The sequence below is a fragment of the Leucobacter coleopterorum genome, assembly GCF_011382985.1.
GTDB classification, from domain to species: domain Bacteria; phylum Actinomycetota; class Actinomycetes; order Actinomycetales; family Microbacteriaceae; genus Leucobacter; species Leucobacter coleopterorum.
In genome coordinates this window covers 243,198-261,600 of the sequence record NZ_CP049933.1, presented here as the reverse complement: position 1 = coordinate 261,600, position 18,403 = coordinate 243,198, and the positions used below count along the sequence as shown (strand labels likewise).

Genomic DNA, 18,403 nt, shown 5'->3' with positions numbered 1-18,403 from the left:
TTCGCCGTTTGGGTGAGCGGAACAACCGCCAGCTCACCCAAACGATCAAACGACTACTTGACGGTTTCGGCCTTATCGAGAATATCCTTCGGAATCGTCACACCCATGCGCTTCGCAGCGTCGGGATTGACCACGTAGGTGAACTCTTTCGATACCTCAACTGGCATGGTTGCGGGATCCCCGCCATCCTGAAGAATCTTCAGTGCCATCTCGCCGGTCTGGTGACCCAGCTTGGTGTAATCAATGCCGAGCGTTGCAACCGCGCCACCCTCGACTGTGCCCGACTCAGCGCCGATGATAGGGATCTGCTTCGTCTCGCCGACCTGAACCAGCGCAGAGATACCCGACACAACGGTGTTGTCGGTGGGCACGTAGAACGCGTCAACGTCACCGAGCGACTCAGCGGCCTGCGCGATGTCGTTTGCGGTAGTGACGGTTGCTTCCTTAATCTCGAGACCGAGACCCTTAGCGGCATCCTTCGCGGCCTTCACCTGCACCTCAGAGTTCACCTCACCCGAGCTGTAGACGATGCCGACGGTCTTTGCGTCGGGCACGATCTCCTTCAGCAGCTTCAGCTGATCCTCGATCGGAGCAGCGTCGCTCGTACCGGTGACGTTCGCACCGGGCTTATCGTTTGACTTCACGAGTTCCGCCGACACGGCGTCGGTAACGGCAGTAAACAGCACCGGCTTGTCGGTGATTGCCTGAGCAGCAGCCTGCGCTGCGGGCGTTGCCACCGCAAGCACCAGGTCGGAACCGCCGGATGCGAAGCCCTGCGCCATGGTCACAGCGGTTGCTTGCTCACCGTTGGCGTTCTTGACGTCCCACTTGACGTCAACGCCGGCATCCTTGAATGCGTCCTTAAAACCCTGAGTCGCGGCATCAAGCGCGGGGTGCTGCACCAGCTGAATAACCCCAATTGAGTACGACTCGGCCTTCGCACTGTCATCGGTCTTACCCTTGTCGTCGCCGCTGCTGCTGCAGCCCGCGAGAACAAGTGCGCTGGCCGCCGCAAGGGCGAGACCTGCTGCAAGCTTTCGTTTCTTCATAGTGACTCTTCTCCTAACTGGTATTGCGGATGTATTTCAGGAAATTCAGGAAAGTTCGTTTGGTCTTACCGCGCTCAGAATAGCGGCGATAAAGCTGTCGTTCATATCGGGCGTGCCGATCGTGACTCGAATGCCGTCTCCAGGGAAGGCGCGAGCAACGATACCGCGGTCACGCAGCGCCTGGTCAATCGCAACAGTATTTTCTCCTGTGCGCAGCCAAATAAAGTTGCCCATGGAGTCGAACACCTCCATACCTTCCTGACGCAGAGCAGCGAGCAGACGAACACGCTCAGAGCGGATCAGGTCTATGCGATCCTGCAGTTCTTCTTCGGCATCGAGAGATGCAACCGCGGCAGTCTGCGCGAGCGCACTCACACCAAAGGGCACGGCGACACGTCGCAGATTCGCGGCAACCTCTTCGTGAGCAACCGCATAACCCACACGCAGCCCCGCAAGACCGTACGCCTTCGAGAAGGTGTGCAGCACGGCGACGTTGTCGTAGCTTCTGAAAAATTCGAGGCCGCTGGCTGACTCGGGATCATCGTCGAAGTGTGTGTATGCCTCGTCGATCACAACGAGGATGCCGCTGGGCACCCGGTCAAGAAACGCCTGCATCTCGTGCCGGGTCACAACGGCACCGGTCGGGTTGTTTGGTGTACACACGAGAATCAGCCTCGTGCGGTCCGTGATCGCGGCAAGCATTGCGTCGAGATCGTGGCGATCGTCTGCCGTGAGTGGTACCGGCACGGGAGTCGCGCCCGCAACCCGGGTCAAGATCGGGTACGCCTCGAAGGATCGCCAAGCAAACATGACCTCGTCACCCTCACCAGCACACGCGTGAATCAGCTGTGCTGCCACCTCAACTGATCCCGCACCAACGGCAACTTCTGAGGGCTTCACATCCAGGTGGCGCGCGATGCGCTCGACCAGTTCTCGGGCCGACATGTCTGGATACAGGTTGAAGGAACCGGCCTGCTCGCGCACCACCTCAAGCACCGAAGCCAGAGGAGGGTAAGGGTTTTCGTTCGATGAGAGCTTGACTGCGCTCGGAATCGACTTGCCCTGAACGTATGCAGGGAGCGACGCGACGACTTCTCGCTGGTACACCATTGTGCCTTCAGTATCCTTAAGCTTCGTTGCTGGGAAAGCGGGCTTCTTCGCCACTTCTGTAGGAGCCTAACTGGATCGCGATCACTTCTGAACCCGAATAGTCAATCCGATAGACAAATCGTTACTTTTTGGCTCCACTTGCGCCCGTTTGTCGCGGTTTGGCACGATTCACGGCCCAACTTGCGCAAACGCCGCGCTGCTTACCCGCCAGCTAGACCCCGAGCACCAGGTTTTCGGGGCGCTCGCCCGCCTGCAGGTGCGCGATTTGACGCCGGATCAGCGCTACCATTCGCGGCAGCATCGCACTCGAATCACCACCAACGTGTGGAGTAATAAGCGCATTCGGGCAGTCCCACAGCGGGTGGTCTTCGGGGAGAGGCTCGGGTTGGTCACGTCGAGCGCCGCACGCAGGCGACCTGACCTCAGTTCGGCAACCAGCGCGTCAGTGTCGACAACCGCTCCCCTGGCAACATTGACCAGCAGAGCACCGTCCGGCATTGCGGCGAGCGCTTCCACGTCCATGAGATTCTTCGTCTCTGCGGTGAGCGGCACCGCGAGCATCACAATATCGGCCTCCGCGAGCGCACCGTGCAGCGCGTCAAGACCGCGCACCTCAACCATCTGACCGGCGAGGTTTTGCTCCTCGCGAGCGGTGCGCGCGAGCCGCGTGAGCTGCACCTCAAACCCGGCAAGCCGCGCCTCGATGGCTTTTGAAACCCCGCCGTAACCAATCAGCAGCACACGCCTGTCGGCAAGGCTCGGAAAGGATCGCAGGTCCCAACGATGTGCATCGCCGTCGCGCACAAACTCGGCAATGCCCCGCTGCGAAGCGAGTGTCAGCGCAAGGGCAAGCTCGGCGGTTGAGGTCTCGTGTACGGTCGCGGCGTTCGCGAGCGGGATTCCCTCGGGCAGGTAGCGATCAACGCCGTTGTAGCCGATCGACTGCCACTGCACGAGCTGTACGTCGATTTCGGTGAGAAGGTGAAACTCTTTTGCGCCACCCCAGTACGACGGCACCACAATGTCAATACGGTCGCTCGGGCTGGCCCGTCGAGATCCCAGGTCACAAATGTAACGCCAGGTTGATCCCCCATCGCCTCACGCAATCCGGGATCACTCGGCAGAGAAACGATCAGCTCAGTCATGCCTTCGAGTGTAGCGATGGGACGAGCTGCTACGAGTGAATCGAGACAACCGCGAGCGCCGCAACGATGAGGAACACCACAGCCAAGGCCGCCGAGCAAAGAACTAGCGTTAGAAGAACCGGCATTTTCCTAAGCACCTTAGCTCGCGATACCTTCGACGACGGGTCAACGGACGATCCCTCTTGAGCTAAGCGTCCCCTGTCGGCGGCGATGGCTTTGGGTACAAGGTAAACAGCCATCACCAAGCTAGTCAGCGCCATGACAATAAGCGAAATTCCGACAACGAACATAATCGCAAACCAGTTTACATTTTCCATCTTCCCTCGCTCACAATTTTGGCATACCAAAAACCAAAATAATTCAGACTTTTGTCTAGCCTGTAACTGCTGCGGGCCAATTCGGAACAGTCTCACCCAGATTGCGTTTGATAGAATCTTTCACTTGCCCCACGGTATTGGCATGACCCGAAATTGCAACAAACAAAACGATTGCTCCGCCAATTAGATTCGCAGCAGCAGCAGCTCCCGTGCAAATTGGAATCAGTAAGCTCGGCGAGGCTGCGCCCCCTGTTAGACCAGTTGCCCCGACGCTAGCCAAAGCCGTTTGAACCGTCAGCAACGCCAATACAATTCCTGAGATGGTTAAGATGGCACCCCCCACCATACCCATGACTTCGAGATAGTAACTCTCAATTCCGTCCGCAAGAGTTCGCAACCCAGAAACAACTGGGGATGAATGGTCCGCTATGGCAAGCACCGCCGCATCGCGCCCGTCAATCGCGTGCTCATACATTTCGCTTGCTTTGCCGTCGGAATAGTTGCTGTCAAGAGCGGAAGGAATCTTGCTCAGGACAAGTGTCGGCGAGAATTCTTTTGCGACTTTCACCAATTTTGCGTCAATCAAATCGGCAGCTGCCCTTAGATTATCCGGACTTCCAGCGAATGCGATCTCCACTCGCCAGAATGCAATAGCGTCCCGAAAAGCGTGCACGCAGTTTCGGGCGAGCGATATGAGGGGTGTAATTACTGTTTGAGCCACCCATTCCCATCCTGGAATATTAGTCAGGCCCTCCCGGGACATACTAAGCTCCAGAGTTAGGACGGCAGCCTCCACTAAGGCAAGACCCTTCTCCAACTCTTCCAGACGCACCTGAATGGTCCCTACAATGTCGTCTACGTAACTCATATGCCAATTTCTTCTTCCAGTGCCTTTATCTCTTCAAGAGATGCTCCGTGGGATTTTCCGTATTCGACTGCCGCGAGAAGAAGTATCTTTTCGAAGCGCAAAAACTCTTGACTACCCCCGAAAGATACTGGCCGAGGTCCTCCCTCCAGCCAACAAACAACTGAGAAAGCTCCGAAGCATCAAACGCAATCGAAAAGTCCTGGACTGAGATTGTGGGTATCGCTTCTTTCATGGAGAGTGTCTTTTTACTCGCATGCTCCCAAACGTTCTTTGCATCGTCCTTGAGCACATCTATATTGCACTCAACGCCACTCATACTTGACCTCCACAAACTTGTTCCCACGCTTGTACCGCTAACCGCAGAATTTTTTCTGAGATTTCTTGAGGCGAAAGCCAGAGAAGAAAACCATTTCTTGCCTCAATACTTATAGTCTTTCCGAAGCGAGCCGTGAGTTTGAGTGCGCGGTCTGGAGTTGCGAAGACTACAGTGTCACTTATTTCAATGGAGTCAAGATCCTTTTCGAGCACTTTCGCTACGCTGACCACAGATGCAGGGTACGGACCCGCCGCGAGGGCAAAGGCTATCTGTACACAGAGTTGATCTTCAGTAAGACGAGCCCTCAATGTTTCGTCAACTACCAGACGAAACGGACGCCCATCAGGAGCAAACTCAGCTTTCACCGCAGGAGCTGGTGTCCCAAAAGCTTCGCTAAGGGATTCCGCAATCGCACTAGCTTCAGCAGCTAACGTTTCTCCCTGCTCCCTGAAACCCAGAAGTGCATTAGCTCGCTGTTCACTGGCCTCATAGATCGTTCCATGCGCAATCATCTCCACAACCGAACCACACTGGCACGTGTTTCAAGATGCGACTTCACAACGTTACCACTCACCTCGCTTGCACTTTTCAACAAAAGAGTCATCCTTCGCATGGATACATTCCACTTCAACTGGGCGCTTCGGTAGGCAAGAGCAGCGTCACCACTCCATTGGTTTTCCAATGTGTCTAGCGTCGCAGAGAGCTGGCTTATGATGTACTCAACATTTCCAGCATGCCTGGAGAGTGAAAAGGGCCTTTACCCCGAAGTGTGGACACGCTGATGCCGGGTTTTCCGGCAGAAAGCGAGACCATAGAACCATGCCCAAACAATTCTCCGAGGACTTCAAACGGCAAGCCGTTGACCTCTACGAAACCACCGAAGGAGCGACCCTCGACTCGATCGCGAGTGATCTCGGCATCGGCAAGTCAACACTGTCGCTGTGGCTGCAGAAGTACCGCACCACGCCGCCCCCAAACCGTGACAGCCGCGCTGCTACCGACTTAGTAGAGACGGGTGAGGTGGCTGCGCTCCTTGCCGAGAACCGCGCCCTGAAAAACGAGAAAGCCAAGCTTGAGACCGAGCGCGATATTCTCCGCCAGGCAGCCAAATATTTCGCGGGAGAGATGAACTGGTGAGCCGCTTCCAGTTCATTGACGACCACCGTGACACCATCCCGGTGAAGTGGCTATGCCGAGTCCTCGACGTTGCTCGCTCCTCGTATTATGCGTGGGTGGAAGCTGCCCCGAAACGGGCCGCCCGCACGCAAGCCGACGAAGCGCTTGCTGCGCGAGTGAGACGTGCGCAAGACCGTGAGGCTGGCGGGGATCCCGCCTACGGGGTACCCCGGGTGACCGCGGACTTAAACGACGGGGCACCCGAGAACGAACGGGTGAATCACAAGCGCGTCGCGCGAGTGATGCGCGAGCACGGGCTTTCAGGGATCAGGCTCTTGCGTCGGGTGAAGACCACGGTCCCTGACCCCAATGATCAGAAGGTCGCTGATCTGGTGCAGCGTGACTTCACCGCTGACACGCCAGGCACCCGCTATGTCGGCGATATCACGTACCTGCCCATCGTGGGTGGGAAGAACTGGTACCTCGCGACGGTGATCGATCTGTGTTCGAGAAAGCTGGCCGGGTGGGCGCTTGCCGACCACATGCGTACCGAACTCGTCAGTGATGCACTGACCGCAGCCAGAGCCGCGCGTGGCTCACTTGACGGAACCATTTTTCACTCAGATCACGGCAGCGTCTATACCTCGAAAGCGTACGCGCAGTTGTGTACAGAGCTGGGGGGTGACGCAGTCAATGGGGGCTGTCGGTTCCTCAGCGGATAACGCGCTCGCTGAGTCGTTCAACGCGGCGCTCAAGCGTGAAGTCCTGCACGGACGGGCAGCGTTTCGGGACGAGCATGAATGTCGCCGTGAGGTGTTCAGGTGGGTGAACCGGTACAACACGAAGCGCCGCCACTCCTACCTCGGGCAAGTCGCGCCTGACGCGTTTGAATCAGCTATGCTTGCTGCTGCAGCGTAGCCATAACCCCGTGTCCACTATCCGGGGTAAAGGTCCAAACTCCAAATCTTGGATCAGGTCCAGATCCATTGAAAAATTCATCCCCACCGATTCCTTTCCTACACCTGGACTAGGAATAGGCTGCAACGTACGGTCCGAAGGTGACATGCGCACCAGCTTTCATGTGAATATTCTAACCATTTACAGGATGTCTACTGGATTAAACATACATCAAATTGCGTAAAAATCATGGATTACCAGAGGTAAATATCTGCTTTATCTACGGAGCTCCGACAGAACGCAGAATCATACGTACGCGATGAACGTACCCCGACATCAAATTAACCGTGTGAAGGGTCACTGATCGGGCGGATGTCGTCCGCATTACAAGCGGACTACAAGCCTTATCTACTTAGGTGCCCAATCAACCAAGCTCACTTATAGGCGACCTCTAGGTCCCGGAGCACAAGCATCCTCCACCCAAGCACATGATCTAGGAAACGGGACGTGGGGTCACGATTAAAACGTCGAACTTACTTCGAGCTGCATGACCAGCGGCCTCACGATCCGGGACCAAGCTCAAGAACTGTCATTAAATCGGGTTTAAACCCTGCCCGGGTGCCAGTCATGGCAACATTCAAACAAGCCGACCTGGAAAGTTCCGAGGGCGAGAGCATCGTTCTCAGATTGAGATCACGGTAAGGTCAGTAGTCGAGTTTAGAATCATGCAGCAAGCCCAACCGCAGTTTCCCCCACAATATAGAGACGCTAATTAACACGAGCGCCACGCCTCTACAGTTGCCCCGATCAAACAGCCCGCGCCGAGATCCCAGCCAGGATCAGCTCTAGGCCCCGCTCGAACACCTCGCGATTTCTCGTCTTACCGCTCGGGTGATTCGGGAGGAGCGAAGCGAGCTTTCCCTGCGCGTGGGCGGAGTCGAGCACCACGTCGGGCGACAGGGCATCGATGGCGGCACCGAAGGAGAACGCGTCAATCACCTCGACGGTGGTGAGGATTTCACTGTCGGGCAGGCCAGCCCGCTCAAGCGCATCAACCAGCGCCGAGTAAAACCGCAGCACGTCTGGCTCGTCAATCACCACCGTCATCATGAGTTGCAGCACCCGCGGGTGGTTGGCGTACATGCTCCAGGTCTGTTCGACCTCGCTGCGTATCGTCTCTCGCCAATCGGCATGGGAGACCTCGCCGCCGACGTATTCAGAGACCAGCACCTGGCGCATGGCACGAATAATGCCCTCACGCCCATCGACGTGGTGGTAGAGCGAAGAGACGCTCACTCCGAGTTGCTTGGCGAGGGGACCACCTGCAGTTCGTGCCCCGATTCGACGAGGTGGATGGCCGCCCGCCCAATGATCTCCTTGTTGAGAAGTGTCTTGCGAGGCCTCGCCATGCTCCCCCCTCGATTCGTGTCTGCTGCGGCACCAAATGGCCGACGCCTTGACAGATCCTCTCATAAGGGGCACGATAAACACGCTAACCGAAACGCTTTCGGTTAATGTCGCGCTCGTCGTCACCGTCGCCGAAGAAATCAGAGAGATCCCGTGAGCACCACAGTTTCCGCCCCAGCCCCAGCCACCGATCTGCGGCACCGCCTCACGCTGCGCAATGGCAGCGCAACGTTCATCATTGCTCTAGCAAGCCTGATGATGGCCAACCTCGCGCCGTTCATCATGACCGCTCTCGGCGCACTCGGTTACGACATCATCACCAGCGGAAACATTTTGACCTGGGCCCTGCTCGCCTCCGCAGCATCAGGTCTCGGCACGGCACGACTCGCCTCGGGGAAGCGTCGCCGCCCACTCGCGATTGCGGGGCTCGCGCTCGCAACCGTCGCATTTGCGCTCTCCGCGCTCGTTGCTATCCCCGCCGTGGTTGTCACCGGGCTCATCGTCGGCGGTGCAGGAGTCGGGGCAGCCATCTCCACCTCGGGCGCTGCTATTGCGGCGCTCCGCAACCCAAACCGGGTGTCAGCAGCGAGCGGACTCACCAACAGAATCTTGGTCACCATTATTCTCGCGGTGATCCCGATCCTCGGCATCACCCAGGGCAGCGTCTTCGGCACACTCGCACTCATCTCACTGGTTGGTCTCGCACTCGCCGCTTGGCTGCCCGATTCACCCGAGCACGCGGAACCGGTCGATGTGACCACCAGTCTGCAGATCGCTGAGCCGCGCCGCATTACCATTGCGGGCATCGCCCTGCTTATCGTCTTCCCCTCTGGGGCGCGAGCGAAGACGCCATCTGGACGATGGCACCGGTGCTCGGCGACGCGGTCGGTCTCGGCGAACAGGGCCTCGGCTTCACACTCAGCCTCGCCGCGGCCGGCGGCATCCTCGGTATGCTCCTCGTGACCATCTTCGGCAACCGCCTCGGCCGTGCGGTACCCCTCACGATCGCACTCACACTCGGCGGTGCGCTCAAAGTCTGCATTGGCTTTACCAGCGATCCCACGGCTCTCGCGGTCCTCATCATTGGTGTCAACACCATCTATGCCTTCGCGTTCGCCCTCTTTCTCGGCACCTCCGCCGGGCTCGACGCCCGCGGTCGCTGGTCCGGCCCGCTACTGGGCGCCTACCTCGTGGGATCAAGCTTCGCACCACTCCTCGGCGGCGCACTGATTGAAGCGTTCAGCATTCCGGCATTCACCCTCGTCACCGGCCTCGTGAGCTTCTTAGTCATCGTCCCAACGGTGATGGTCGCCCGGGTGTCGGTCGGTGCCGAAAAGGCACTGGCGAGATCCGCGGGGTAACCACCCCGCGCAGCGCCTGTAACATCGAACCATCCACCACGAAAGCGGGTTTCCCATGACTGCACCCACCACGATCTACCGCAACGCCCACGTATTCACCGGCGAGGCCGCGCTGAAACCGCGCGAGAGCTTCGCGGTGCGCGGGGGCAAGATCCTGGCGGCGGGCGATCTTGACGCGGTGCGGCTCGCAACTGGTGAAGGCGCTGCCGAGGTGGATCTTGGCGGTGCATTCGTGAGTCCCGGCATCATCGAGGGCCACGCTCACATGCTGATGCTCGGCGAGTCACTCGACAAGGTGCAGTTGCGCGACTGTAAGACGGTACAAGAGGTTCAGGATCGCCTCACGGCGGCACGCTCCGCGAACCCGAGCGCCCCGCTGGTCCTCGGCACAAGCTGGCGCTTCGACATCTTCGGTGAGGGCGAGCGCCCAACCGCGGCGCTACTTGACGCGGCAATTGCAGACGTGCCGGTGTTCTTGGACGCCAACGATCTGCACTCGGTGTGGGTCAACTCGGCGGCGCTGCAGGCGATGGGGATCACGCGCGAAACTGCTGATCCCATTGGCGGCGAGATTGTGCGCGACGAAAATGGTGACGCTACCGGCTTCCTGCTCGAAACCGCCGCAATCAAGCACGCCTGGGCGTACCTCGAAGAGGCAGCGAGCGACGACGATCGCGACCGTTTTCTTGAGAACGCCTTCAATGCCTACCTGAAAACCGGTGTGACCGGTGCTACCGAGATGTCGTTTGGGCACGCCGATCTTGCCACATACCGCCGCCGTCTCGACCGCGACGGACGGCTCCCCTTCCCCGTCAACGCGCACTGGCTGCTGACCGCCTCCGGTGATCCCTCAGCAGACCTCGAAGCAATCGCGGAGATTGCGCGCGTACGCGACGAGGTTGCGGCCAAGTACGGCGATGCGTGGCTGAGGATCGCGGGCGTCAAGTTTATTCTCGACGGCGTCATCGATGCCTGCACCGCGGCCATGCGGACCCCCTACGCAAACGGTTCCCTGCCCGAGGCAATCTGGACCCGCGAGTTCGCCCTGCCCGTCGCGGTTGCCGCCGATGCTGCCGGACTACAACTTGCCCTGCACGCCATCGGCGACGAGGCCAGCACAATCGCCCTCGACATGGTGCAGGAGTGCATCCGAGTAAACGGGCCACGGGCCGACCGACGCCCCCGCGTCGAGCACCTGGAGTCCGTCGCCGACGACACGATCGCGCGCATGGCCGCGCTCGGTGTCACCGCGTCGATGCAGCCGGTGCACTGCGACCCCGCTGTGTTAGATAACTGGCAGGCGGTGCTCGGTGACGAGCGCGCCCACACCGGTTTTCCGTGGCACAAGTTTCGCGATGCGGGCGTGACGCTCGCCCTCGGCACTGACGCCCCGACGGCCCCGCACGAGGCTCCCGATAATCTCTTTATTGCGCTGACTGCCAAGTCATCCATCGATCGATCCCGCGCTGCTTACCAACCGCAGCGAGTGTTCACCCCGGCCGACGCCGTCGAAGCGCTGACGCTCGGCCCGGCGTTTGCGACCCGTCGCGATAATGAGCTCGGACGCATCGCCGCGGGTTACCGGGCGAACGTGACTGTGTGGGCTGCAAATCCGCTCGTGGATTCGCCCGAGGCGCTGCTTGACTCGACCGCTGCGCTGACTCTTGTCGACGGCGACATTGCGTTCTCGACTGCTGGGTGACGTCTGAGGTACAACACGGCAGAATGGTGTCATGAGCAGCGAAGAGCAAAGCGCAACCGGCCCCACCGAGTTCAGGTATGTCGACGCGCATGGCGTAGAAATCTTCTGCTATCGCTGGGACGCCGAGGCACCCGTCGGCGTCGTGCAAATCTCACATGGCGTGGGTGAACACGCCAAACGCTACGACACCTTTGCCCGTGCGCTGGTCGATGCCGGGTTCACCGTGTATGCCGACGACCACCGTGGCCACGGCGAAACCGGGCGCGCACAATATAGCGGTGATCTGAGTCGCCTTGGACGCCTCGGGCCAGGCGGCCTTCGCGCCACAGAGAGAGCAATCCTGCAGCTCACTGGACTCATTCGGGATCGGCACCCCGATTTACAGCTCATCATGTATGCGCACTCGTGGGGCTCTTTGATGGCCCAGCGGATCCTGAACCAGCACCCACGAGTGTGGGACGCGGTCGTACTCTCGGGCAGCACACTCCGCACGTTCAAGCACATGGAGAGTGGCGACTTGAACAAGCGCTGGGCGGGATCCGGAGCAACCGGAAACGAGTGGCTTAGCCGCGATACTGCCGTTGCACAGGCCTTTGCCGATGATCCGCTGTGTTTCCCGGCTGACATTTTGAAACTCTTTGGTGTGGCCGACGGACTGCGGCTTTTCGGCAGGCCCGCGACGGGGCTCGCCCCAGAGATTCCGTTTCTGCTGATCTCGGGGACCGATGATCCCGTTGGCCGCAATGACGGTGTGCGCCGCCTGGCCGATGCGCTTCGTAAGCGCGGAGTGCGCGATGTGGCGGTGAAGCTTTACCCGGGTGCCAGGCACGAGACCCTCAACGAGACGAACCGCGACGAGGTCCAGGCTGACCTGATCACGTGGATGCTGGAGCAAGTCAGCGGGTAGTCGCAAACTCCTCATCAAGCCCCTCCCACCAACCCCAAGTTCGGCGTACGCTAGGGCCATGAGCATGCACGGAGAGTACAAGGTTCCCGGCGGCAAGCTAGTTGTCGTAGATTTTGAGTTGAGTGACGGTCGCATCAGCGATTTCAGTCTCTCGGGAGACTTCTTCCTTGAACCCGATAACGCCCTCGACTGCATTAATGCTGCCATCGAGGGCATGAGCCCCAACGGCACCATCGAGGAGTTCAGTGAGGCGATCCACGCCGCACTGCCGAGTGAAGTGCACCTGCTCGGGTTCACTCCAGATTCGGTGGGTGTCGCCATCCGGCGCGCCGTCACGGGCGCGGCACACTGGCGCGACTATGACTGGCAGATTGTGCACGAGCCTCCGATCTCACCTGTGTTGAACGCCGCCCTCGACGAGGTTCTCACCACAGCGGTCGGCGAGGGGCTGCGCGGGCCAACACTTCGCATTTGGGAGTGGAACGCACCCGCTGTCTTTATCGGCAGTTTTCAGTCGGTCAAGAACGAGGTCGACGAAGAGGAAGCCGCAGTTCACAAGGCCCAGATCGTGCGCAGGATCTCGGGTGGCGGGGCCATGTTTATGGAACCCGCTGCAAGCATCACCTATGCGCTCTACGTGCCCGGCGAACTCGTGCGCGGTATGACCTTCGCCGACTCGTACGCCTATCTCGATGAGTGGGTCATCGAGGCGCTCAAGGGTCTCGGCATCGACGCCGTCTACAAGCCACTCAACGACATCACGAGTCCCCAGGGAAAAATCGGGGGCGCGGCGCAAAAGCGACTCGGATCCGGTGCCGTGCTGCACCACGTGACCATGGCGTACGACATGGACGCCGAGGCCATGACAAAGGTGCTGCGCATTGGGCGCGAGAAGCTCTCCGACAAGGGCACCGCGAGTGCGCAGAAGCGAGTGGATCCGCTGCGGTCACAGACCGGACTTTCACGCGAGGCAATAGTCGAGAAGATGATCGAGGTGTTTCAGCAGCGTCACGGCGGAGTGATGGGCGAGATTACCGAGGGTGAGTGGGACGCGGCTGAGCGTCTCGTCGAGCAGAAGTTTTTGACCGAGGAGTGGTTGCGGCGGGTGCCGTAAACCATCACACCGTAAGGATCACCTTGCCGGTTGTTTTGCGGCCCTCGAGCGCGCGGTGCGCGTCTGCTGCGTCGGTGAGCGGGAAGCGCGCGCCGATCCTGATGTCAAGATCACCTGCCGCAATCGCTTCGAAGAGTTCACCGTAACGCCAGGCCCGCTCCTCGGGCGTGAGCAAAAAGTGACCGAGAGACGGCCTTGTGATCGAAAGGGATCCGCCCGCATTCAAGCGCTGCAACTCGAAGGGCGGCACCGGGCCACTCGCACCACCGAAGAGCACCATCTCGCCGCGCACGCGCAAAGACTTGAGTGACTCGTCGAAGGTGTCTTTGCCGACGCCGTCGTAGACGACCGCGACACCTTGACCTCCCGTGAGCTCTCGGGCGCGCTCTGCGAAGCCTTCGTAGTTCATGGCCTCCGCGGCACCGGCACCCAAGCTCAGCTTTCGTTTTTCGTCCGTCGACACAGTGGTGAGCACGCGCACCCCGCGAGCGGTCAGGATCTGCGTCAGCAGCAGCCCCACCCCACCCGCGCCGGCGTGCACCAGCACGGTTTCTCCAGCTTGCGGGTGCGCCGCTGAAGTCGCGAGATAGTGCGCGGTCAGCCCTTGCAGCGGTAGCGCGGCGGCGGTCTCGGGGTGGATCCCGGTCGGCACTTTCACCGCGGCCTCGGCCGCGACGATGAACTTGTCGGCGTAACTCGCCCTAGCTTCGGCTGTGGCGACAAGATCACCCGCCACGAAACCCGTCACACCCTCACCAACGGCCAGCACGGTTCCCGCGGCCTCGGATCCCGGCGTGAAGGGGAGCGGCATCTTATACAACCCCGTGCGCTGGTAGGTCTCAATGAAGTTCACGCCGATCGCGGCCGCCTGCACCAACAGTTCGCCTGGCCCGGCTACCGGATCCGGAACCTCACTCAGGGTGAGAACTTCGGGTCCGCCGGTCTGGTTCACAGTGATTGCGCGCATGATGAGAGCCTATTCCTCCGGCACACCGCCAGGAAAGTCCTCAAAAATCAGAATAGTGCGACTGCTGCGCACCCACGGGATCGTCTGGATCCCCTCGAGCACCACCCGCCTCAGGTGACTGTTGTCGTCAGCTCGCACGAGTAACAGCACATCAAACTCACCGCCGACCAGTGCGATGTGTTCAACCTCTTCTATTGAGCCCAGCGTGGATCGGATCTCTTTCCAACCCGTTTGATCAATCTGCAGCGTGACATAGGCCGAAGCGTGCGCTCCCGCCTGCACAGGATCGGTGCGCACCGTGAAGTTCCTAATCACCCCGGAGTCGACCAGCCGCTTCACCCGTGCGTGCGCCCCCGCCCGCGAGATATGCACCGCCTCCGCCAGCGACGTCATAGAAACGCGCGCGTCTTCGCGCAGCACCTCGAGTATCGCGCGATCAATCTCGTCAACGCTCACTGATCCACCTCACACTTCGTTGTCGCCAGATGTCATTCGTCCACACTTATGGAATCATTCCGATCAAATATACATTCCTGGCCAAATTTGAGACACAAAAATTCAGGACTCAGGCAATATTGACGTCATATCGTCTTGGCCACTGATTCAAGGAGGAATCGTGACAACACTAGGCACCTCAATGCTGCCACGCGACACTCCCGTGCAGCTGATCGACTCTGACGGCATCGTGGTGAACGACACCGACTATGCCCTGCCATCCAGCGACCAACTAATGAGCGCCTATGCCGCTCTTGTCAACGGGCGCAGGATCAACGACCAGTGCAACGCGCTCGTGCGTCAGGGGCGCCTCGCGGTCTACCCATCATCGAACGGACAGGAGGCCTGTCAGGTCGCCGCGGCCCTCGCGCTCGCGGACGGCGACTGGATCTTTCCCACCTATCGCGACTCGGTCGCGATCATCACGCGCGGCGTTGCTCCGGCCGACGCGATGGTGCTGCTTCGTGGCGACTGGCACTCCGGCTACAACCCGTACAAGCACGGCGTCGCCCCGCAGGCGACTCCCCTTGCAACCCAGTTGCTGCACGCGGTCGGCTTCGCGCACGCCGCAAAACTCAGGGGCGAAGACACCGTGGTGCTCGCAATGTGTGGTGACGGTGCGACGAGCGAGGGCGACTTTCACGAGGCAATGAACTTCGCGGCCGTGTTTCAGCTGCCCGTTGTGTTCTTTGTGCAGAACAACGAGTTTGCAATCTCCGTTCCGCTGTCGCGCCAGACCGCGGCCCCGTCGCTCGCTCACAAAGCCATCGGCTATGGCATGCCAGGCCAGCACGTCGACGGCAACGACGTCGCAGCACTCCTCGCGGTACTGAACGAGTCGGTGAATCGCGGCCGAACTGGCGGCGGCCCCAGCCTGGTCGAGGCGCACACCTACCGCATGCTCGCGCACACCAACGCCGACGATGACACCCGTTACCGCGAGCGCGAGGAGGTGCAAGCGTGGGTCGCTCGGGATCCGCTGACCCGCCTACAGACGCACCTTCGCGGCGAGGGCCTGCTTGACAACGCAGCCGAGGCGGCCCTTGCAGAAACCGCCGAGAATATCGCGACTGAGCTGCGAGAGGTGATGAACTCCGACCCCAAGCTCGATCCCGAGCAGCTTTTTGCCCACGTGTTTGCCGAGCGGCCCGCAACCCTCGACACCCAGTGGGCGCTGCTGCAAGACGAAATCGAGCGAACGGAGCAGAGCACATGACCACCGAAACGATGACAATGGCCGCCGCGCTCAATCGTGCACTTGCGGACGCACTCACTGAGGATGAACGTGTGCTGATCTTCGGCGAAGATGTTGGCGCGCTCGGTGGTGTCTTCCGCATCACCGACGGCCTCACCGCGCGCTTCGGCGAGAACCGCTGCTTCGATACGCCACTTGCCGAATCGGGGATCGTCGGCACGGCCGTCGGCATGGCGATGAACGGCCTGGTGCCCGTTGTTGAGCTGCAGTTTGACGCCTTCGCGCTACCCGCGTTCGAGCAGGTCGTCAGCCACGTTGCCAAGTTTGGAAACCGCACGCGCGGGGCGGTGCGTTTGCCCATCGTGATCCGCATTCCTTACGGGGGCGGGATCGGCGGCGTCGAGCACCACTGCGATTCGTCTGAGGCCTATTACACGCACACTCCGGGACTCACCGTGGTGTCGCCGTCGACGCCACAGGAGGCCTACTCGCTGCTGCGTGCCGCAATCGCGTCACCAGACCCGGTAATTTTCATGGAGCCCAAGAAGCTGTACTGGTCGAAGGGTCTTGTCGACACCTCGGTGACCGCCGAGCTGCGACAGGCCAGGGTGATCCGTGAGGGCACCGACCTGACGCTCATTAGCTACGGACCGTCGGTGCCGATTGCGCTGGAAGCAGCCGAGGCCGCTGCCCCAGGGTCCGATACGGCGCCGGGTCGCAGCGTGCAGGTGATCGACGTGCGCACCCTGACCCCGTTTGACGACACGACAGTCATGGAGGCCGTGCGTAGCACCGGGCGGGCCATCGTGATCGCCGAGGCACCGGGCTTTGCGAGTGTTGCATCGGAGATTCAGGCGCGCGTGTTCGAGCAGTGCTTCGAGTATCTTGAGGCTCCCGTGCGCAGGGTCACCGGTTTCGATACCCCCTTTGCCTCGCCGAAGTATGAGCACTGGTACCTGCCCGACGTAGATCGGGTGCTCGACGCCATCGACACACTCCACTGGGAGGACTGACACCATGACCACACAGGTATTTCATCTCCCTGACCTCGGCGAGGGGCTCGCCGAAGCGGTCCTCGTGCGCTGGATGGTCGCGGTGGGCGACACCATCAAGGTCGACCAGGCGATTGCAGAGGTCGAGACTGCAAAGAGTATTGTCGAGTTGCCTTCGCCGTATGCAGGTAGCGTCGTTGCGCTGCACGGAGAGGAGGGCGACTCCATCCTGACCGGGGCACCGGTGCTTGAGGTTTCGTCGGGGGCAGAGCCTGGCGATGCTGTTGCACCAGCCGATGCCGCTGAGCCAAACCACACGAACGACGAACACGAGGCCTACCGCACAGAGGAGCAAGCCGGATCGGGCAACGTGCTGATCGGCTACGGCACCGGGGCCGGGCCCACGAAGGGTCGGCGCAAGCGTCGGGGGCGGTGGCAATGGTTTCTGAGGCCTCCAATCGCGAAGCGGCGTCGCGCACCGTCGCGGTGCGATCCCCCATCGTGCGCCGCCTGGCGCGCGAGCTTGGCATCGACCCCCGCTCCGTCGAGGCCACTGGATCCGACGGCGCAGTCACGCGCGCCGACGTGCTGCGCGCGGCGGAGGCCGGTTCGAAGGCACCGTCCGCGAAGGACACGGAGGCAGTCAAGGCAGTGGGGTCAGGATCGGCGGCGATCCCAAACCGCAGCGTCGCAGGCCCACTCAACGCCGTGCGCACCGAGCGCTTCAGCCAGCTGCGCAAGGCGGTCAGCGCAAAGCTCAGCCGCAGTCGCGCCGAGATTCCCGAGGCAACCGTGTGGGTCGATGTTGACCTAACTGAGCTGTGGGAACTACGACCACGCATGGCCTCAGATGGCGAGAAACCACCTTCCCTCACAGCCCTGTTTGCCCGCTACTCGCTACTCGCGCTGAAGGAGTATCCACTGCTCGCATCGCGGCTGAGCGCGTCGGGCGAAGAGATCGAGGTCTTCGACGGGGTCAATCTCGGCGTCGCCGTTGACACTGACCGCGGTCTGATGGTGCCCGTAATCCACCGGGCAGATGCTTTGAGCGTGGGGGTACTGGACGATGAACTTCGTGAACTCAGCCGCGTCGCGCGCGCCGGGCGCACAGCACCCGAACAACTGCAAGGCTCGACATTCACGGTGAACAACTACGGGGGTTTGGTGTCGACGGATCCGCGGCGATCATCAATCACCCCGAGGTCGCGCTGCTCGGCATCGGTCGTGTAATCGAACGCCCCTGGGTGATCGACGGTCAGATCGTGCCGCGCAGGATCGCCCAACTCTCGCTCGTGTTCGACCATCGGGTGTGCGACGGCGGCTACGCGGCGGGCTTCCTGCGGGCGGTGGTTGACCTGCTGGAACACCCCCTACGGGCTTACGCGTTGGTGTGAGGAGGAGCAGTCTGCTGTTTGCTTTCGGTTCTCCTCGAATCTCAGCCATTG

At 60.6% G+C, this 18,403-nt stretch carries 16 protein-coding genes and 5 pseudogenes; 10 read left to right on the top strand and 11 right to left on the bottom strand.

Annotated elements, in window-relative coordinates:
* Window positions 1–53: 53 nt before the first annotated feature.
* From G7066_RS01240 to G7066_RS17675, 8 genes and pseudogenes are all read right to left on the bottom strand, one after another.
* Window positions 54–1,049 (bottom strand): ABC transporter substrate-binding protein, encoded by a 996-nt coding sequence (locus G7066_RS01240; protein WP_166328426.1) that lies wholly within the window; start codon window positions 1,047–1,049, stop codon window positions 54–56.
* A 45-nt stretch (window positions 1,050–1,094) separates the two neighbouring features.
* Window positions 1,095–2,159 carry a histidinol-phosphate transaminase gene (gene hisC, locus G7066_RS01235; protein ID WP_166328424.1) on the bottom strand — a complete coding sequence of 355 codons (1,065 nt, stop codon included), beginning with the start codon at window positions 2,157–2,159 and terminating at the stop codon, window positions 1,095–1,097.
* 211 nt (window positions 2,160–2,370) lie between these two features.
* Window positions 2,371–2,963, bottom strand: a pseudogene (locus G7066_RS17210) (NAD(P)-dependent oxidoreductase).
* Window positions 2,964–3,333: 370 nt separating this feature from the next.
* Window positions 3,334–3,621 carry a hypothetical protein gene (locus G7066_RS01225; protein ID WP_166328422.1) on the bottom strand — a complete coding sequence of 96 codons (288 nt, stop codon included), beginning with the start codon at window positions 3,619–3,621 and terminating at the stop codon, window positions 3,334–3,336.
* A gap of 55 nt (window positions 3,622–3,676) precedes the next feature.
* Window positions 3,677–4,489 (bottom strand): hypothetical protein, encoded by an 813-nt coding sequence (locus G7066_RS01220; protein WP_166328420.1) that lies wholly within the window; start codon window positions 4,487–4,489, stop codon window positions 3,677–3,679.
* Window positions 4,490–4,514: 25 nt separating this feature from the next.
* Window positions 4,515–4,805, bottom strand: coding sequence for a hypothetical protein (locus tag G7066_RS01215; RefSeq protein ID WP_166328418.1), 291 nt, complete (start codon window positions 4,803–4,805; stop codon window positions 4,515–4,517).
* Window positions 4,802–5,323 (bottom strand): hypothetical protein, encoded by a 522-nt coding sequence (locus G7066_RS01210; RefSeq protein WP_166328416.1) that lies wholly within the window; start codon window positions 5,321–5,323, stop codon window positions 4,802–4,804. Before G7066_RS01210 ends, G7066_RS01215 begins: the two co-directional genes overlap by 4 nt.
* A pseudogene (locus G7066_RS17675) lies at window positions 5,314–5,535 on the bottom strand (WXG100 family type VII secretion target); the annotation flags it as partial. The pseudogene G7066_RS17675 and the gene G7066_RS01210, both read right to left, overlap by 10 nt.
* Window positions 5,536–5,624: 89 nt before the next feature.
* Between G7066_RS17675 and G7066_RS01200 the strand changes: the two are divergent.
* Window positions 5,625–6,839, top strand: a pseudogene (locus tag G7066_RS01200) (IS3 family transposase).
* A gap of 786 nt (window positions 6,840–7,625) precedes the next feature.
* Here the strand turns inward: G7066_RS01200 and G7066_RS01195 are convergent.
* A complete protein-coding gene (locus G7066_RS01195; protein WP_244303136.1) occupies window positions 7,626–8,114 on the bottom strand; it encodes a TetR/AcrR family transcriptional regulator C-terminal domain-containing protein in 489 nt (162 codons plus the stop codon).
* A 264-nt stretch (window positions 8,115–8,378) separates the two neighbouring features.
* Here G7066_RS01195 and G7066_RS15465 point away from each other — a divergent pair, with 264 nt between their 5' ends.
* The 5 genes from G7066_RS15465 (at window position 8,379) to lplAB (ending at window position 13,309) form a co-directional block, all read left to right on the top strand.
* Complete coding sequence (locus tag G7066_RS15465) at window positions 8,379–9,188, top strand: MFS transporter (protein ID WP_244303134.1); 810 nt, start codon at window positions 8,379–8,381, stop codon at window positions 9,186–9,188.
* Entirely contained in the window at window positions 9,095–9,586 is a 492-nt protein-coding gene (locus G7066_RS15460) for an MFS transporter (protein ID WP_244303133.1), read from the top strand. The genes G7066_RS15465 and G7066_RS15460 overlap by 94 nt, the downstream gene beginning before the upstream one ends.
* A 55-nt stretch (window positions 9,587–9,641) precedes the next feature.
* On the top strand, window positions 9,642–11,288 hold the full coding sequence (locus G7066_RS01185) for an amidohydrolase (protein ID WP_166328414.1): 1,647 nt from the start codon (window positions 9,642–9,644) through the stop codon (window positions 11,286–11,288).
* Between the two features lie 31 nt (window positions 11,289–11,319).
* Window positions 11,320–12,195: an alpha/beta fold hydrolase gene (locus tag G7066_RS01180; protein WP_166328412.1), complete on the top strand. Its 876-nt coding sequence runs from the start codon at window positions 11,320–11,322 to the stop codon at window positions 12,193–12,195.
* A gap of 64 nt (window positions 12,196–12,259) precedes the next feature.
* Entirely contained in the window at window positions 12,260–13,309 is a 1,050-nt protein-coding gene (lplAB, locus tag G7066_RS01175) for a lipoate-protein ligase LplAB (RefSeq protein ID WP_166331841.1), read from the top strand.
* Between the two features lie 4 nt (window positions 13,310–13,313).
* Here the strand turns inward: lplAB and G7066_RS01170 are convergent, their stop codons facing one another.
* Together G7066_RS01170 and G7066_RS01165 are read right to left on the bottom strand one after the other, a co-directional pair.
* Window positions 13,314–14,279 (bottom strand): quinone oxidoreductase family protein, encoded by a 966-nt coding sequence (locus tag G7066_RS01170; protein WP_425280781.1) that lies wholly within the window; start codon window positions 14,277–14,279, stop codon window positions 13,314–13,316.
* 6 nt (window positions 14,280–14,285) lie between these two features.
* Window positions 14,286–14,732, bottom strand: a complete 447-nt coding sequence (locus G7066_RS01165; protein WP_166328408.1) for an Lrp/AsnC family transcriptional regulator — start codon at window positions 14,730–14,732, stop codon at window positions 14,286–14,288.
* A 181-nt stretch (window positions 14,733–14,913) separates the two neighbouring features.
* Here G7066_RS01165 and pdhA point away from each other — a divergent pair, with 181 nt between their 5' ends.
* The 4 genes and pseudogenes from pdhA to G7066_RS17200 all read left to right on the top strand — a co-directional run bounded on the left by pdhA (window position 14,914) and on the right by G7066_RS17200 (window position 18,352).
* Window positions 14,914–15,987, top strand: coding sequence for a pyruvate dehydrogenase (acetyl-transferring) E1 component subunit alpha (pdhA, locus tag G7066_RS01160; RefSeq protein WP_166331840.1), 1,074 nt, complete (start codon window positions 14,914–14,916; stop codon window positions 15,985–15,987).
* Window positions 15,984–16,979, top strand: coding sequence for an alpha-ketoacid dehydrogenase subunit beta (locus G7066_RS01155; RefSeq protein WP_166328406.1), 996 nt, complete (start codon window positions 15,984–15,986; stop codon window positions 16,977–16,979). Before pdhA ends, G7066_RS01155 begins: the two co-directional genes overlap by 4 nt.
* 4 nt (window positions 16,980–16,983) lie before the next feature.
* Window positions 16,984–17,151 (top strand): annotated as a pseudogene (locus G7066_RS17205) (biotin/lipoyl-containing protein); the annotation flags it as partial.
* A gap of 245 nt (window positions 17,152–17,396) precedes the next feature.
* Window positions 17,397–18,352, top strand: a pseudogene (locus G7066_RS17200) (dihydrolipoamide acetyltransferase family protein).
* The last annotated feature ends 51 nt before the right edge of the window (window positions 18,353–18,403 follow it).

What these genes read in the sequence shown, in the direction of transcription:
- G7066_RS01225 (WP_166328422.1), bottom strand. Translation starts at nt 3,621, where the DNA reads ATGGAAAATGTAAACTGGTTTGCGATTATGTTCGTTGTCGGAATTTCG.
- G7066_RS01155 (WP_166328406.1), top strand. Translation starts at nt 15,984, where the DNA reads ATGACCACCGAAACGATGACAATGGCCGCCGCGCTCAATCGTGCACTT.
- G7066_RS01185 (WP_166328414.1), top strand. Translation starts at nt 9,642, where the DNA reads ATGACTGCACCCACCACGATCTACCGCAACGCCCACGTATTCACCGGC.
- hisC (WP_166328424.1), bottom strand. Translation starts at nt 2,159, where the DNA reads ATGGTGTACCAGCGAGAAGTCGTCGCGTCGCTCCCTGCATACGTTCAG.
- G7066_RS01220 (WP_166328420.1), bottom strand. Translation starts at nt 4,489, where the DNA reads ATGAGTTACGTAGACGACATTGTAGGGACCATTCAGGTGCGTCTGGAA.
- pdhA (WP_166331840.1), top strand. Translation starts at nt 14,914, where the DNA reads ATGCTGCCACGCGACACTCCCGTGCAGCTGATCGACTCTGACGGCATC.
- G7066_RS01215 (WP_166328418.1), bottom strand. Translation starts at nt 4,805, where the DNA reads ATGAGTGGCGTTGAGTGCAATATAGATGTGCTCAAGGACGATGCAAAG.
- G7066_RS01180 (WP_166328412.1), top strand. Translation starts at nt 11,320, where the DNA reads ATGAGCAGCGAAGAGCAAAGCGCAACCGGCCCCACCGAGTTCAGGTAT.
- G7066_RS01240 (WP_166328426.1), bottom strand. Translation starts at nt 1,049, where the DNA reads ATGAAGAAACGAAAGCTTGCAGCAGGTCTCGCCCTTGCGGCGGCCAGC.
- lplAB (WP_166331841.1), top strand. Translation starts at nt 12,260, where the DNA reads ATGCACGGAGAGTACAAGGTTCCCGGCGGCAAGCTAGTTGTCGTAGAT.